The following is a 17,540-nucleotide window of genomic DNA, read 5'->3' as shown; positions in this document are numbered from 1 at the left end:
TTACTTCATATATTATACACACTTTTTATAAAATTGTTTAATTTTTAGCAAAATTTATGTTAAAATTTATATTAGGTGCTTTTGAAATAAATAAAGACCATATTCAAAGTCACCCTATATTAAATATACACTAAGGAGTGATATTATGTCCATTAATTACAACAAAGATAGACTAACCTATTATCTTGAAAACATCTTAAAAATTTCAAGTCCTACAGGGTATACAAATAATATAAATAACTATCTAAAAAAAGAACTTAAAGATTTAAAAGCAAATTTTATTGAAACTACTAAAGGTGCTTTAATTGTTACTATAAAAGGTTTAGATGACTCTTATCAAAGAACATTTTCTGCTCATGTAGATACCTTAGGTGCTATGGTTAAAGAAATTAAATCAAATGGTACTTTAGCTTTAATTCCAGTTGGAGGCTACATGATGACTGCTATAGATGGTGAGAACTGCACCGTGGAAACATTAGATGGTAGTAGCTACACAGGTACTGTACAAACTATAAAGCCTTCTGTTCACATAAGCGGTGATGAAGCTCGTGAACTTAAAAGAACCCCAGAAAATATGGAGGTTATCTTAGATGAAAGAGTAAGCTCTAAATCCGACACAGAGAACCTTGGAATAAATGTAGGGGACTTCATCTGCCTTGATACTAGAACTACCTTCACTGAAAAAGGATATATAAAGAGTAGATATTTAGATGATAAGGCTAGCGTTGCAGTATTACTTTATACTATAGAATTAATGATAAATAATGATATAAAACCAGCTCATACCACAAACTTTTTCATAAGTAATTATGAAGAAGTAGGACATGGCGCAAAGGCCTCTATTCCTGAAAACACAAGAGAATTTATAGCCGTAGACATGGGTGCACCAGGTCCTGGCCAAAACTCTTCTGAATATGCTGTTTGCATCTGTGCAAAAGACTCTTCAGGTCCTTATGATTATAATTTAAGAAAAACCTTAATAGATGTATGTGTAGAAAATAATATAGACTATAAAATTGACATATATCCATATTACGGTTCAGACGCTTCAGCAGTATTAGGCGCTGGTTGGGACGTTAAAGCAGCCCTTATAGGCCCTGGAGTATTTGCTTCACATGCCTATGAAAGAACCCACATGGATGCTTTAATAGCAACTTTAGACCTAGTTATTAAATATAGCTTATGTAAATAAAAATATTCAAACAGTAAAACACAATTTCACCATTACCCAATACAATAAAAAAGACTTTAGTTGATTGAATTAATCTTACTAAAGTCTTTTTTTGTCTATTAAAATTAATATACGCCCACAAGTATTTGTTTTAATATACCACTAAGCTTAATGTCTTTAGAAATTCGGATATATTTTTATAGTTTTGAGTTAGTTCATACGTTTCAATGTCCAATGGAGCTTAATGTCTTTAGAAAAATTGCTAATTTGTGCAGCCTTTTGGCCGCTACATCATGTTTCAATCTCCAATGGAGCTTAATGTCTTTAGAAATTTTCCCCGCCAGCTATTCTGCGGATCAAGTCCAAATTGTTTCAATCTCCAATGGAGCTTAATGTCTTTAGAAATGGTTGACTATATCAGGTGACATAGAGGACGGCTCGCGTTTCAATCTCCAATGGAGCTTAATGTCTTTAGAAATATTTGGTTGATGGATATATCAAATATATCCATCTGCGGTTTCAATCTCCAATGGAGCTTAATGTCTTTAGAAATGGAGCATGGGAAAAGGCTTTTATAAATTTAAAGATTGAGTTTCAATCTCCAATGGAGCTTAATGTCTTTAGAAATTGTGTAAAGTTTTAGGTCCCTTGTGGTTTGCTTAAGTTTCAATCTCCAATGGAGCTTAATGTCTTTAGAAATAATCTAGCGGTATTACTGTAGTCCAAGCTACAGAAGGTGTTTCAATCTCCAATGGAGCTTAATGTCTTTAGAAATTTGTGTATTATCATCCAAAGTTGAAGGAAGTATCGAAGTTTCAATCTCCAATGGAGCTTAATGTCTTTAGAAATCAAGCCATTCAGCTCTACCTTTGCCATCTGGAATTGTTTCAATCTCCAATGGAGCTTAATGTCTTTAGAAATTAAATAATATTGGAATGGTTACCGTAGGATTTAGGACGTTTCAATCTCCAATGGAGCTTAATGTCTTTAGAAATACCCTGCTATCAATATATACAAATTATTTCCCTTGCGTTTCAATCTCCAATGGAGCTTAATGTCTTTAGAAATCTAGCATACCAATACATACTTGTATAGTGTCAAATGTTTCAATCTCCAATGGAGCTTAATGTCTTTAGAAATAGATAATAGATGTATTAGAAAAAGAACAAAGAGAAGTGTTTCAATCTCCAATGGAGCTTAATGTCTTTAGAAATTATATTAAAGCCTTTTGTCTCCCTCTATCATCTATAAAGTTTCAATCTCCAATGGAGCTTAATGTCTTTAGAAATCTCTGCTTGTCCGCCTCTAGCGTGTATTAAGGTTTCGGTTTCAATCTCCAATGGAGCTTAATGTCTTTAGAAATGGGTGCTTGTCTGGTCTGCTTTCACACGCCCTCGATGTTTCAATCTCCAATGGAGCTTAATGTCTTTAGAAATTGCCGTAGCTTTATTAAATATGGTAATGTGCAATAGTTTCAATCTCCAATGGAGCTTAATGTCTTTAGAAATTCCCAAATCCATACTGTATTGAGTAGGCATATTGTGTTTCAATCTCCAATGGAGCTTAATGTCTTTAGAAATTTTACCCTGCCTTTGCCCAGATCCATGGAGTTCATTGTTTCAATCTCCAATGGAGCTTAATGTCTTTAGAAATCAAAGGAATAAAAAATTAGGAGGCGGGAACCTATGAGTTTCAATCTCCAATGGAGCTTAATGTCTTTAGAAATGCATTTGCTATGCGTGTAGCCACTCTTACAGATGGATTGTTTCAATCTCCAATGGAGCTTAATGTCTTTAGAAATATTGATAATTATTTTTGCTCTTATTGTATTTTCATCATCGTTTCAATCTCCAATGGAGCTTAATGTCTTTAGAAATCCACCATGCCATTAATAGCCTCATCTATTTGCTTGGTTTCAATCTCCAATGGAGCTTAATGTCTTTAGAAATTAGTTTTGACTATTCTGTTCTTAGTTCCAGTAGTTGTTTCAATCTCCAATGGAGCTTAATGTCTTTAGAAATCCATATAAATACCTCCTTACCTTTTAATTAATACAGTTTCAATCTCCAATGGAGCTTAATGTCTTTAGAAATTAGATATCTTGCTTGACTATATATATAGTATACCATGGTTTCAATCTCCAATGGAGCTTAATGTCTTTAGAAATATATCACATGTATTTATACTTTGTAAAGCTTTTCCGGTTTCAATCTCCAATGGAGCTTAATGTCTTTAGAAATGTACCATTTATAACCGATAAATTATCCCCTTGCTTAGTTTCAATCTCCAATGGAGCTTAATGTCTTTAGAAATACCATTAACGTTTACCAATTGCAAGCTTTTATCTATGTTTCAATCTCCAATGGAGCTTAATGTCTTTAGAAATTGCTCGCGATTTAGGCCTTGTAATCACTGGTCTCACAGGCCTCTTTTCGCAGGGGTACTATTTCTTCAATAAAATATTTTGTGAATACTACAGTAATCCCTGCTAAAGTGGCTATTTTCAAGTATCGCCAAGGTACCGTGTTTTTCAATACACACAGGCTTGCGATTTAATAAATCATATTTGTAACATCTAGTGGAACAAATGAACCTTTTCTTATAATTTTAGATTCACAAGATGAACATATAGGATATACCATAATACTATCCCCTTTTTCAATCTTTATCTTTCTAATATTGTATTCAAGTTCAACATACTTTTTACCATCTAAGTCACATTCAAAAACACTATATTGGTTTCTAGATCCAAAATTCTTTAGCATTTTATGAAGTCTATATCTCTTTTTATCATCAACTATATCATAACTAACTAAATATATCATACCATATTCACTTCCTTTTATCTAATTAAAAATGGTATATATTCAATTTCTTCCATCAAAGACTTACTAAATAATCTTGCTTGCATATGAAAGCACTGTTGGTATGTAGTTTTATATTTAAATAGAGGATGATATATTTCATCATACTTTTTACCTTCATATGCTTGAAGAAACTTTTTGATAGCTTTTTTAGTCATTTTTACTTCTCCTAAAACATTTTCAAAATCATCCGGTTTAAGTATTTTATTATTTACTATACTAATTACCAATCTATCTATAAACAAAGCTCTAAATTCTTCCATCAAATCAAGCGCTAGAGATGGTCTTCCATATCTTAATCTATGGAGATATCCTATATTAGGATCAAGTCCTACACTTGAAACTGCTGAAGAAATTTCATTTGCAAGTAATACATATCCAAAACTTAACATAGCATTTATAGGGTCTTTCGGGGGCCTTTTGTTACGATTCTCAAAGGTAAAATCACCTTTTATCATTTCAGGAAAAACAGAAAAGTAAGTTGCTGCTGCTCTTCCTTCTATCCCTCTTATAGAATCCACATTATCTTGGTCTTCAAGACGTTTTTCAAGTCTGCTTAGCTCATCTATAGCCTCTTTAAACTCTTGACTCTTTTCTTCAACACGGTTACTTTTCATAAGTATAGTTCTACTATTTTTAATCTTTCCTGATATAAACCTTTTTGCAAAGTTTACTGATCCATTATCAATATCTATGTGATTCTCATATTGCTTCAATCTTACAATAACATTTTTTGAAACTTCCCCCTCCATACGACCTATAAACTTTCCCCACTCTGTTAAGTAGCATAAAGTTATTTTATTTTCAGCAAATAGCCTTATAGTTGAAGCTGTAACTGTCACTTCTCCAAAAATAACAACCTGCTTTATCTTAAATATAGGTATATCAATCAAAAGTTCTTTGCCCTTATATAACTTTAATCTTTCATCTTCCTTTCTCAACATAGTATATTGCTCTGTTACGTAAAGTGTACTCAATTTACTAATCACCTCCTACTACTATATAAATACTTATCACCTTTTCATGGCTTTGATTATACTTCGTTCTCTTGGCAGACATATGTTGTTTATACTACAATACCTACACCTATTGTCATCCACGCCCTCAGGTATTTTCATAGACTTATATAGATTTCTTATTTCTTCAACGGTCTCAATTACTTCTTGTTTAAGTTTATTACTTATTTCAAACTCTACCCTCTCTTTTGAACCAACATAATAAATGTATCCTTTATTTACAGGTCTACTAAGTTTTTCTTCTAATAACATAGCTTGTAATGCCATCTGATATTTATCATTTTTCCATAGGCCCCTTTTACCTTTTTTATATTCTACGGGGTATATCATCTCTCCATCTTCTTCAACTGTATCAACTTTAAGCACTACGCCGTACTTATCTGATATAAGTTTAACCGCTTTATATATAATCTTACCACGCCTGTCCTCTTCCCCAAACTCATCCACATTTTCATGAACTTGATCACCAATAATAGTATGAGCGTTACTTTCAAATTCATTTTGAATATATTCATAATAACAACGTCTAGGACAATAAAGATAAGTATTAACAGCACTAGCTTCTATATAAAAAGAATCCTTATCTATTTCTTCAACACTATACATTGTCCCATCCCCATTCCTGTTTTATACCCTATGCCTACATAAGAAGCTAATACAAATAACTTTTCTAGGTTTCTTTGAACTTCTTCATCTGGAAATTTCAAGTTTAAAGTTATCTGACCTTTAAATCCTGTTATATCAAACTTCTTATATCTTGCTACTTCTGTATTAATGTTAAGTCCTTCTATAACTACATACTTTTCAAGTTGTTCAATAATCTCATCATTCAAAAGCTCTTTTCCAAAGATATCTAAATAAGTCTTACTTAAACTTTTAAATATCCTCTTTGGATTTGGCAGTGGTGAATTGACAGGATTTATTCTAAATGTTGTGGGGCTTATAAAATTCATTATCCCTCTTTTAATCCTGTATGTGTCCAAGGTTTCTTCATCTATAACCTTAAAATGTATTTCCTCTATTAAAAGCTCAGTTTCTCCATAATTAAAGCTTTTATTCTTTTTAATAAATTCAAAAAGTCCTTTATTAATTTCATCAGTAAATAATGATATATTTACTTTTAATGAAGAGTTTTCACTAAAATATCCTTTATTGACTCCGTATTCACTAAGTATTGGTGATATAGAAAAAGATTGCTTACTTAGCTGTTCATGATACCTTGTTGAAATATCCTTATCATAGTCCTTTAGTATCTTGAAGAATATTCCATGCCATATTCTTGCTGTGTCCATAGTATTTTCAACTTTATCCCTGTTCCTAAAATGTATAGTATAATAATTTAACATATACCCTCCAACTATCACATGAATATGCCTTATGAGTAATCTCATAAAAAATCTTATGCACCACATGATTTTTTTGTTCTCGATTAATTTATATAAAGTTATATAAATTAATATATAGATTTATCATAACCTTCTAACGTATAAAACTCTCTTCTTTTATGATATCATTCTGTATCTTTACCATTTCGCTATCAACAATAATGCTATTAGTCCCAATTATCACAAGATAATCGCTTTCGCTATCAGAAAATTGAACTTTTAATTTTTGAATGAATATAGGTTGGTTTTTTATCTTCTTTCTTATCATATATTCTTCTTTTGGATCCTTTGGAATTGTGTATATTGGTATATAGCTTTCTTTGAACGCTTTAGTTATCTTTTCTGGCAAAGCTATTCCTTCTCTTCCTATACTCGTATATTCATATCCCACTAATGTTAAGTTATCTATAGCTTCAACCTTATTTATATACTTTTCTTCAAATCTACTCTGTGTACCATAAAACCCATATTCCCAAGTAATTTCTATAGCATTTTCTCGAATTCCATTAACTATTATAAAAACATCTATATTCTCTACTCCATTTATTTCTTGCTCATAATCACTAAGGTCTACTTTTGCGGCTTTTTCAAAATCCTTTTTACTTTCACACCATTCAATATCATAATATCTTATCAAATGAAATATATCGTATACAAATATTTGATATTCCTGTCCAAACTTATAGTATTTATCAAAAATTAGAGCTGGCGCATTTATATCTGAACCTCTAAAGTTTAGTAATGACTTTGTCTTAGCTATCTCTGAATTTATATAATGAATCATTTCTTCTTTCACATCTAATTTTAAAATCTTTATCTCATCTTCTGAAAAATCATCAAGCATTGAGTCATCTATAATTTCTTCATCCTCTTCGTCTTCATCTTGTGAGTAACTTTTATAAAAGTCAATGAAGAGATTATTGTCTATATTTTGTACTACTTCTTCTTTTTCACTTGAACTTGTATACTTATCAATAAAGATACATTGTTTTTTATACTTATTTATCCTTGATAATAGCCATTTAAAATTCTGCTTACTCTTTGGTGCAAATACCGATATAACCATATTAAATAATTCTTCTATAACAAACTTATTTTGATTGGCCATCTTTCTATACATTTCACTAATTGGGAAACATAGTTCCAATATTCCATTACTCTTTATGTACCTTTTCATTATATTTCTTTCTGGCATAGCTTTTTTTATAATACTTTTAAGTTCAAGTCTTGATATTTCTCTTGCTTCCTCTTCAAATGCTTCATATACCCCATCCGTAACACATAATATAACTTTGCTTCTCTCATGTTGGATACTTTTCCCTAGTATCCTTCCAGCCCTACCTAATCTTTGTAGTGCCTGATCACAGGTATTAGCTTCTGTTATTACCTCATCAATATTTTGTCCTTTTTTATCTTCCTTTTTGAAATTATACCCTATATCAACTGTTGGGGTTGCCAATATAAGTGGTTTCTTTACAGATCTCTTTCTTTCTTCAGACTTTATAGCACCTGTAATAACTCCGATGTTTTCCTTATTAAATCCATCTTTTAAAAGTTGTTCTTTTAGTTTATTAACTCTATATATTGACTGACTTATAACTAAACAATCATTTTCTAATTCATTATTTTTATACTTTTCGCAAAGAACTTCTTCTATGCTTGCATTTGTAACATATAAATCTAGCTCAGAAAGTGTCTTTAAACTTTCATAACTTGCGCTTTCTAAATCCTCATTTTCATTAGATATTACTTTGTATTCAATACCTCCTAATTTTAAATAATTCTCCACTAGTTCATCTGGAGTAGCTGTCAATATGCATATTTTTCTTCCATGTTCAAAATAATTAAATTCTTTAGATATAATCATAAAAAATAAGAAGTTAGTTAATTGCTTTGCATTGTAATAGTGAAATTCATCAATAACTATATAATCAAACTTTTTTATTATGATATTCATTAAATTACCCTTATCATTGTTACCATATAATGAATAAAAACAATAGTAAAAGATATCTGGATTTACTACTACGATTATAGGCCTTTTACCTTCATACTCTAATTCATCTATACAAAGTTCTCTCTTGAATTGTAATGGGTTACTTAGCACTTCATATAATGTGGCACCTTTTCTGTGATCCCCTCTTATCTTTTGTATAACACTTGCATCAATCTTTACTACTATATGAGGTAAATCGGACTTTTTAACAAATTCTTTTATATCTTCTGCATGCTGTCTTAAAAGTTCATTTGTAGGTGCAATAAATAATGTGTCTATATTCATATTTTCTTTTAAATATAATAAAGATGATATGGTTTTCCCAGCACCTGTTGGATAAGTATTAAATACAACTGAATTTTTATTTAGTTCAAAAAGTGTTCTTTTTTGATGATATAAATAAGGAGAAAAGGGATCCTTTTTCAAGGATTCCCCCTTTACAGTATAATGCTTCATATCTTACCCCCAAGTTTTACTTCACAAGGATAAAAAATTTCACCTTGCTTAGTTTTTATCTTGTACATATTACCTTCGCCTCTTAAGTTTTTAAACAAAGAAACTGGCTGCATATTTATAAGCTCAAATCCCTTAATTTTAAAATTGTCACTTAAATCTACAGTGTTAATTAATCCATAGCATTTTTTATCTAACTTTTGAATCTCAAAATCACATCTTTCATAGCTAACTTTAACTTTACCAAGAAACTTTCCAAGACGAATATAACTAACTTTATTTAATTCTTCCTTTGAAAATATTAATCCCTCTGCTTTGTTGCCTGAAGACAACACCTTAATCTTACCTACCTGAGGATAATTAACTAAAGCTCTTTCCATCTTATGATAGTATTTATCTGACAAAGCATTGAATGTAGATATATTATATTTAGGCTCTTTTATATAAGCTGGTGTAATATATAATCCATTATCATTAACTATTTTAAAATCTTCTTCGTAACTAATATAATTTTGATTATATTTAGATCTACACCAACCCATAGCATAACTAAGTGCATAATTGCCAATAAAAGGTTTGGTAGAAAAAAGAGTGTCTATCTCTTGACTTGAAAAGAATACTTCCTCCATAAATTCTAACGTATATTTATAAATTTGCATTTCTATTCACCATACTGCTTTGATTGTTCTTTAAATAATTCTGATGCTTTTTCCTCTCCACCTTCTTGATAGATACCTTTTATATATTCTAATAAGTCATTTAACTCTTGGCAATTAAGATCTTTTACATTACCAAATATACCTTTTTCTAAATCTTCAAATGACACTTTTGCATACTCTTCAACCTTACCCTTTTCAAGAGGAAACTCTACTTTAGAAGCATTTACTAATTTATCATACACACTTTGAGTTAATTCAAGATTTGAAAAAAGCTCGCAATCTGAAAAGGCCACCTTCAATATTGTATTATTCATCTTGCCTATCCTACTAGATATAGCACCATATCTCTTACTTCTAAGTATATTTGATATACCATATATGAATTCAATAAAGGTTACATCCTTAAATGTTATCATGTCCATAAATACTGTTCCAGGCTTTATATATTCGTCTTCATTTATTGATGTTGAAGCTTTCCCCTCCTCATCTCTCATTGTTCCATTGTCATAAAGTGCATTAAACGTCTTAACACCTGTTACCATATTAAATGGTAGTATAGAATAAGCATTATCATATACCATTCTTGATTTTTGTGCACCACCATCACCTACTGCATATCCGTTAGTCATACAATCTAAACATTTCCCACAAGGAGTGTTTTTGTTTAAGGCGCATAGATTTTTATCTTTAGTAACACCTAATAAATCATTAAGCCTTAAGTACTCTCTCCCTGTTCTTCTCTCCACTGCACTTTGCTTTCTTTTACTTATAATTGCTCTAAAGTCTTTTGTATCATTTTCTATGCCAAGACAAACTCTTTCTTTATTTAACCCTTCCCCGGAACCTTCTGTTCTAAAAATGCACTCTGATTGTGCTTCTCTTAATACGGCTACTGTAATATATTTTCCCTTTGGAAAATGTGTATATTTCTCCATAAAGTTATTTTCTTTGTCCTTAATTATATCTTCTTTTCTCATAATTATATTTCACTCCCATTTTTATTTGATTTTATCATAGCCAATCTATAGTAATAACTATAAGTAGATAGTATATTTTTCTTTTCATTTTCAAGGCTGTATAACTTACCATCTAGTGAATCATCTAAAATCTTTTCCATAAACAAATCAACGTAACCTTCTACTGCTTCAATCTTTTTCTTACCATAGTAAGGATCTACTCTTTCAAAATACTTTTGTATTTCCCTTTTACATAAAGCAGTTATATCTTCCTTTGTATATAGATTCTTATCCCACCTGCATAATATATCAATTATAATATTAAGCGGTTTATTTATAGCATTATCCTTTATGAATCCACCATTTATACTTCCTCTTATATAGTTTTCATTAGCAAATATGGCTAACTTTTTAATGCTTGACACTATTTCCTCCCCCTCCTTAACATAACTTAAGATTTCATCTATAAAATTATTAATTTCTTTAATCTTAAAATTAGGATTATCATATTTAGTTTTTAACTTTTTATATATGCAATGTATAAAATTTGTTCGTCCCTTTGATAAAGCTTTTAATGAGTCATAAACTATATCTGATTTTTCACCCATAGTCTTAGCCATTGTAAATAAGTTTACAAATAACTTTGTTGTGCTTACACACTCTTCTTTAGTCCAACTCTTTTCAAATATATTCTTAAATATTACCGGAACATCACCAACATATATTTCTTCCATCTCATCTTGATTTAATATAGGTACAGGGAATTCACTTATAACTACCTTAGAGTCAAAATATATATTGAAAGTTAGAGCATATAACAATGTAGAAATCCATTTTGATGTTTCATTATCTTTTTTAACTAAATGTATAGGTAAAATAAAATAGTTTGTTAAAGTCTCTGAATAATTAGGTATCGCTATACCATTTACTTTTGCTTTTGTAAAAAGAGGCTCTATATCCTGAATATTTTTATTTGCTTGCTGTATAAATGTATTATATTCATTGAAATATAGTGAACTTATATCTTTGTTTTTAAATTCACTAATACTTTCCCTAAATGCTCTGATATAAGCCCTAGTATTAAACCCCCTAGGAAGTATGCTTAAATACCTCCTGCTTACCTCCATATTAGATGTATAAGTAACTTTATGAAGTAAATATTCTATATTACATATGGAGCATACATTTCTTTTAGGTTCACTTACACCTGCATTAATCTTATTTGAAAAGTTCTGTATCTTTAGCTTGTAAGGTACATCAACCGCCATCCAACTTTTTGTCTCATATTCACTACTACATAAACAGCATTTGCTACCCTTCTTATTTCCATAACTGCTTAATATATTCTGTTTCTTGAATACATTGTTATTATAAAATGAGATAATTATATTATTATTAAGATAATCTTTTAAATCATTCCACATACTGTCTTCAATTTCGTCTTCTTCTCTTGATATATTATCTTCCAAATAACGTATTATCTTATTTGTTAATTCTTCATCCTTCATCTTATAGTCATCATATATCATCTGACCTAAAATGTAGGGTCTTATATATAGTCCTTCAAATATATCTAGGTACTCTCTATCTATTTCATTAATTTCAAAAAAATCATATACCTTATTCCAAGTAAGTACAGTATCTTTAGATACCAAATACATGTTTATAAAAGTATAAAAAGATCTTATAAACTCTGAAAATCTAAGCTTGTCTTCATTACTGTCGATTAAATAAGTCTCATTTTCTTTTCTTTCTAAAATGTATTTACTAACCCTTTGTGCTTTTAGAAGTAATGTATTTTCCTTTAATAATTTATTCAAATTACTTAAAGCCTTCTTGTCTTTTTCTGTAGTAATCTTTATTTTTAAACTTTCTACAACTTCCTTGATATCTTCTAATCCTTCACTAGAATAAATCCCTATATATTTATCTATAACAACTTGTATGCTATTATTTTTCTTCTTAATATCAGGCCTCTTTGATTTCTGACACCTGTTTTTAATTTCATAAATAATACATTCTATTGACGCAATTTGTAAACACTTTTTATCTACTTTTATACCTGATTGAACATTTTTAATATATATTTTAAAGTCGTTGAAAATCTTGCTTTTAATTGAGTGGCTGCATCTTTCAATAAGTCTTTCTCTATCCTCCTTTGAGAAAACGATTTTCTTATCCTCAACTAAGTAAATTACCCCTTCCTTGTAATAAGCAATTGGAATAAATCCTTTTTCTTTAAAAAATATTGCTATAGTATTGTGGCATATGTTAGTAAGCATCCCTCTGTCTTCAGTTATAATATGATGAACTATCTTATACTGCTTACCTTTATGCTTTGTTGCATTATTAATGTTATTTAAGAATTGTCTCTTTTTTTCCTCTTCATCCATAGTTTTTGATAAATCTAGTATATCTAATGCTCTAATTATAGAAATTAAAATTTCTATCTTTTCTTCACCTAGTTTATATCTTTCTGGATTACAAATTAAATTTTCTGCAAAAGAACTTGTATGTGCTGAATGTTGACCTATTATAGCTCTTATATCCTCAATATATTCCTTATACTTAGGAAAGAAATCTTCAATGTTCAATACTTCACACTCTCTAAGTATATTTGCATATTCACCTTTTTTATTTTGCTCAGATATAATACTTAAATATGACTTTTCAGCATTTGTCTGTATTTTATTAAGATCATGTATTGTTATTGCCACCATCAATACCCTTAATTCAACTTCACTCACTGGTAAAATGCTCTGAATTTCATCTAAAACCCCAATCATACTAACTATATGACTATACAATGTCTGATTCTTTTTCATTCCATACTGAACTATCTTTTTATATTCTTTTAAATTCTGACTTACTACCTTTTCATAATAATCATTAAATACACTTATTTCTTTTAAAGAAATTAATCTTAATTTAAGTATATCTTTTATACTTTCCTTACTAATATTCCCACCCTCTCCCTTAATCTTTACTTATCTTTTTAATATAGCTTAAATTGTTTACCTGTACCTTATACATATCCTTGATTATATGTCACAGTTCTTTTGTTAATCACATTATACTCTTACTAAAATAACAATTACAATCTAAGTGTGTTATAAATAAATATATCGACACACATGTTGTCGATATATTAGTATATAACAATTAACTTTTTAATCATATAATTCAATCGCCATCTTTAATTCTTCTTTTATCTCTTCTTTTAACCATATCGGCTTGATAACCTTTACTTCACTTCCAAAGCTTAAAATCCACTTTTTAAATTCTATATTTGAAGATGTTGTTCCTTTAAATATAATGTTTCCTTCGCATTTTTCTATTATTTGCTGATTTTCACACCATTTCCTTTCTCTAATATTGTTAACAGATATACCACAAAATAAAATTTCAAAATCAAAAGGTTCCTTAGATTTCTCAACCTCCCACGTATATTTGTAATATTCCTTTAAATCAAATTCTTTTGAGATTTCATAATAAATATCCTCTAGCGAACATTCTATAATCCTATCTATTCTAAACATAAGTATTTTATCATTTTTATGACAATAGGCATTTATATAATAGGTTTCCTTTGCTAAACAAAATCCATAAACATCTATAATCCTGTAACTATCATTCCTCTTAGTTCTATATTTAATTTTAACACTTCGTCTTTTAGTAAAGGCTTCAAGTAATAACATAAATATTTCATAACTACTAAAGCCTTTATTACTTATAATTTCATATCTTCTTTTAACTATAAGATTTTCTTTTATACTATCTAATAGGTCTTTATCCATTGGTGATACCAGCTCTTCTATTTGTTCAAGTATTTCACTAATAAGGTTTAAGTCCCTTCCAAATGCACTAAAAGATATTAAAGAAATATAAAGAAGATTTATCTTTTTCCTTGATAAATAAAAAGGTAAGTATCCATCATCCGTATTTAGATAGTATTTTGTTCCATCTCTCCATATAGGTAAATAACTTTCTTCTAATTCTTTTATATATCGTTCACAAGTTCTTTGATTTTTCCCAACTAACTGCGCCATTTCTTTTGTTGATAATCTTTTACCTTTTAATAGTTCATATGTAATATAGATTATAGCATTTCTTTTTTCTTCTCTTAAGTATATATTTTTGTTATTCATTTTTACTCCTTTTATATAAATATAAATCTACCTATTAATTTATATTCTTTTTAACAGTAAATCCTATTTCTAGTTTCTTCAAAAATTGTATAAATCCTTTATTCTAAAAGTTAATATACATTCAATATATAAAAATAAAGGATTTTCTTAAATTTTTAGAAAATCCTTTATTTTTATATGCTATATTTTATTTCTTCTTTCTTCTATGGAATACTGAATTATATTTTCTAAAAGCATTTTAAAGTCCATATTAACTCCTGATGCACTTTTAGGAAATAAACTGTTTTTAGTCATGCCTGGTAATGTGTTTATTTCTAAGATATAAGGAATACCTTCCTTTACTATCATATCTACTCTAGCGTAAACACTACATTTTAATTCCTTCCAACAAGCAATTGCCATCTCTTCTACTTCTTTATGAAGTTTCTCAGTTAGATTTACTATAATCTCTTCTGCCCCACCATCTTCATACTTTGAAGTATAGTCAAAAAAGTTTGATTTTGGCTTTATAGCAAGTACTGGTAACATTTTACCCTTTAATATACAACAGGTTATCTCATCTCCCTTTATATATTCTTCTATCATAACTTCTGTATCATATTTAAAAGCTTCTTCTACAGCTGCTTTAATATCTTTTTCTTTACTTATTAAATTTGTAGCAACGCTAGATCCGCCACTATTAGGCTTTATTACTACTGGGTACGCTAACTTATTTATTTCATCATAATTTAACTCATCTAAAGAGTTTAAACTAATCCACTTTCCAGTTCTTATATCTGCATATTTTAGTATCTTTTTTGTCATATCTTTATCCATACATATAGCGCTACTTAATGAATCACATCCTGTGTAAGGTATATTCAATGTTTTTAATACTGATTGAATTGTTCCATCTTCCCCAAACTTACCGTGAAGTGCTATAAATGCAAAATCTATATTTTTTACCTTTTCTATTAATTCTTCTGTATTATTTATTATAATTTCGCTTACTTTATATTTCTTTGAATTTAAATTCATAGCTATTTCTTTACCTGTTTTAAGGGATATTTCTCTTTCTGATGATATTCCCCCCATTATTACGCCTATATTCATAACCTACCTCCGAATTTTTGTATTTTTAATTTTACTTTATATTACATATTAATTTATTCTTCTTAGTTTAATTATATGCGAAAAGCATCTTTTATAAAAGAACCACGTATACTCAAATACTTCTTAATAATTCAACCACTAAAACTATTAAAACAACACTAAATCCAATAAAAGTTTTCGCAGTAAAAAAGACTTGTATAAATACAAGTCTTTATAGAGGCTTAATCTTAGATTAATACGGTTGACTAAAGTATAAATCCTCTATCATTATATCACTTAACTACACAAGTAAACAATAAGAAACAAAATATTTATTTATTATTTACAATTAACTTTATAATATTTAAGTTTTATTACTACCAACCTCCAGAGCTACCTCCGCCTCCAGAGCTTCCGCCACCAAAGCCACCTAGGTTAATGCCTCCGCCGCTACTGCCCTTATTGCTTCCATATCCTCCTGATCCCATATATGTGGGAATGAAAATACCTCTTTTGTACCTTCCGCCACCTCTACCACCAGGACCACCTTTATTATTTCTGCCTCCACGGTTTCCAAATACAATCATAATTATAAAGAAGATTATTATGCTTACTATAGAGGATGAATCTTTTCCAGATGAGTTTTGATCTTTGGCATCCTTAATCTTGTCTAAAGGTATTTTAACGTTGTTTTCTAATGTAACATCATATTCTGTGGCTGCTGCACCAGCAAATATTGCATATGAATCTTTTATTCCTTTAGCAAAGTCACCTTCTTTAAAGCTAGGTCTTGCTACTTCATCCATTATCCTAGCAGAACCTACATCTGTTATTGCTCCCTCAAGGCCTTTTCCTACCTCTACAGCATACTTTCTATCCTTAACTGCAACAATCATAAGAAGCCCATTATCTTTAGACTTTTCTCCTACTCCCCATTTAGAAAACAATCCATAGCCATACTCTCTTATGTCTTTTCCATTTAAACTGTCTATGGTTACAACCACTAGTTGTGCTCCTGTTTTATCTTCTAATTCTTTCCCTAAAGATATTATGAACTCTTTAGTTTCATTATCTATAGAGTTTGAGTAGTCATTTATATACTTAAAACTTGTAGGCTCTGGATATTCTTCTGCTGCACTTACCTGTATACCAAGACATAATAAAAGAATAAAAGAAAGAACTATATTTTTTTTTAATAACTTTTTCATCTTTCTTCTCCTTTTAAGCCTTATTTTTTATTATTAAACTCTACCTTTGGTACTTCTTTTGCTGATTCATCGGCTTTAAAGTAAGGTTTTTCTTTAAATCCAAACATGCCAGCTACTATGTTTCTTGGGAATCTTTTAATTGATGTATTATATTCACTAGCTGCATCATTAAAATTTTGTCTTGAAACTGATATTCTATTTTCTGTACCTTCAAGTTGAACTGTAAGGTCTCTAAAAACTTGATCAGATTTAAGCTCTGGATACCTTTCTGATATTGCAAGAAGTCTTCCTACAGCACCTGTTAATTGCTGATCTGCTGCAGCCTTTTCTTCTGTTGTAGTTGCACCTGCAAGCTTAGATCTAGATTCTGCTACCGCTGTAAATATGTCCTTTTCTTGAGCTGCGTAACCTTTTACTGTTTCTACAACATTTGGTATAAGATCTGATCTTCTTTGAAGCTGAGCATCTATATTAGATTCTGCTGTATTTACTTTTTGCTCAGATGTAACCATTGAGTTATAAGATCCTACAAAAGGAATAGTTATAACTAATATAACCAATAAAACTGTTAACAACACTTTCAATGATTTTTTCATCTAATTCACCTCCGAAA

At 29.7% G+C, this 17,540-nt stretch carries 13 protein-coding genes and 1 CRISPR repeat array; of the genes, 1 reads left to right on the top strand and 12 read right to left on the bottom strand.

Annotation, left to right across the window (positions count from 1 at the left end; genetic code table 11):
* Positions 1–151 precede the first annotated feature (151 nt).
* Positions 152–1,192 (top strand): M42 family metallopeptidase, encoded by a 1,041-nt coding sequence (locus tag DY168_RS03625; RefSeq protein ID WP_115642403.1) that lies wholly within the window; start codon positions 152–154, stop codon positions 1,190–1,192.
* A 127-nt stretch (positions 1,193–1,319) separates the two neighbouring features.
* A CRISPR array of direct repeats spans positions 1,320–3,557; the repeat unit is 37 nt; unit sequence GTTTCAATCTCCAATGGAGCTTAATGTCTTTAGAAAT.
* Between the two features lie 166 nt (positions 3,558–3,723).
* Here the strand turns inward: DY168_RS03625 and cas2 are convergent.
* The 12 genes from cas2 to DY168_RS03565 form a co-directional block, all read right to left on the bottom strand.
* Positions 3,724–3,996 carry a CRISPR-associated endonuclease Cas2 gene (gene cas2 / locus DY168_RS03620; RefSeq protein WP_029452502.1) on the bottom strand — a complete coding sequence of 91 codons (273 nt, stop codon included), beginning with the start codon at positions 3,994–3,996 and terminating at the stop codon, positions 3,724–3,726.
* Between the two features lie 17 nt (positions 3,997–4,013).
* On the bottom strand, positions 4,014–5,012 hold the full coding sequence (cas1, locus tag DY168_RS03615) for a CRISPR-associated endonuclease Cas1 (RefSeq protein WP_115640528.1): 999 nt from the start codon (positions 5,010–5,012) through the stop codon (positions 4,014–4,016).
* Positions 5,013–5,048: 36 nt separating this feature from the next.
* Positions 5,049–5,657 (bottom strand): CRISPR-associated protein Cas4, encoded by a 609-nt coding sequence (cas4, locus tag DY168_RS03610; protein WP_115640527.1) that lies wholly within the window; start codon positions 5,655–5,657, stop codon positions 5,049–5,051.
* Positions 5,636–6,397 carry a CRISPR-associated endoribonuclease Cas6 gene (cas6, locus tag DY168_RS03605; protein ID WP_172556257.1) on the bottom strand — a complete coding sequence of 254 codons (762 nt, stop codon included), beginning with the start codon at positions 6,395–6,397 and terminating at the stop codon, positions 5,636–5,638. Before cas6 ends, cas4 begins: the two co-directional genes overlap by 22 nt.
* 133 nt (positions 6,398–6,530) lie before the next feature.
* Positions 6,531–8,888 (bottom strand): type I-D CRISPR-associated helicase Cas3', encoded by a 2,358-nt coding sequence (cas3, locus tag DY168_RS03600; RefSeq protein ID WP_115640525.1) that lies wholly within the window; start codon positions 8,886–8,888, stop codon positions 6,531–6,533.
* The gene (gene cas5d / locus DY168_RS03595) at positions 8,885–9,544 is read right to left on the bottom strand and encodes a type I-D CRISPR-associated protein Cas5/Csc1 (RefSeq protein WP_115640524.1); all 660 of its coding nucleotides are present in this window, start codon (positions 9,542–9,544) and stop codon (positions 8,885–8,887) included. Before cas5d ends, cas3 begins: the two co-directional genes overlap by 4 nt.
* A 2-nt stretch (positions 9,545–9,546) precedes the next feature.
* Positions 9,547–10,521 (bottom strand): type I-D CRISPR-associated protein Cas7/Csc2, encoded by a 975-nt coding sequence (cas7d, locus tag DY168_RS03590; protein ID WP_115640523.1) that lies wholly within the window; start codon positions 10,519–10,521, stop codon positions 9,547–9,549.
* Positions 10,522–10,523: 2 nt separating this feature from the next.
* Positions 10,524–13,325: a type I-D CRISPR-associated protein Cas10d/Csc3 gene (cas10d, locus tag DY168_RS03585; protein WP_115640522.1), complete on the bottom strand. Its 2,802-nt coding sequence runs from the start codon at positions 13,323–13,325 to the stop codon at positions 10,524–10,526.
* Between the two features lie 345 nt (positions 13,326–13,670).
* Complete coding sequence (locus tag DY168_RS03580; protein ID WP_115640521.1) at positions 13,671–14,648, bottom strand: helix-turn-helix transcriptional regulator; 978 nt, start codon at positions 14,646–14,648, stop codon at positions 13,671–13,673.
* A 180-nt stretch (positions 14,649–14,828) separates the two neighbouring features.
* Complete coding sequence (locus DY168_RS03575) at positions 14,829–15,740, bottom strand: D-alanine--D-alanine ligase (protein ID WP_115640520.1); 912 nt, start codon at positions 15,738–15,740, stop codon at positions 14,829–14,831.
* 356 nt (positions 15,741–16,096) lie between these two features.
* Positions 16,097–16,927, bottom strand: coding sequence for a TPM domain-containing protein (locus tag DY168_RS03570; protein WP_115640519.1), 831 nt, complete (start codon positions 16,925–16,927; stop codon positions 16,097–16,099).
* Positions 16,928–16,947: 20 nt separating this feature from the next.
* Positions 16,948–17,523 carry a LemA family protein gene (locus DY168_RS03565; protein ID WP_115640518.1) on the bottom strand — a complete coding sequence of 192 codons (576 nt, stop codon included), beginning with the start codon at positions 17,521–17,523 and terminating at the stop codon, positions 16,948–16,950.
* Between the last annotated feature and the right edge of the window lie 17 nt (positions 17,524–17,540).

The organism is Clostridium putrefaciens (assembly GCF_900461105.1).
GTDB classification, from domain to species: domain Bacteria; phylum Bacillota; class Clostridia; order Clostridiales; family Clostridiaceae; genus Clostridium_L; species Clostridium_L putrefaciens.
The sequence above is the reverse complement of the archived record's forward strand: the minus strand, read 5'-3'. Positions and strand labels throughout refer to the sequence as shown.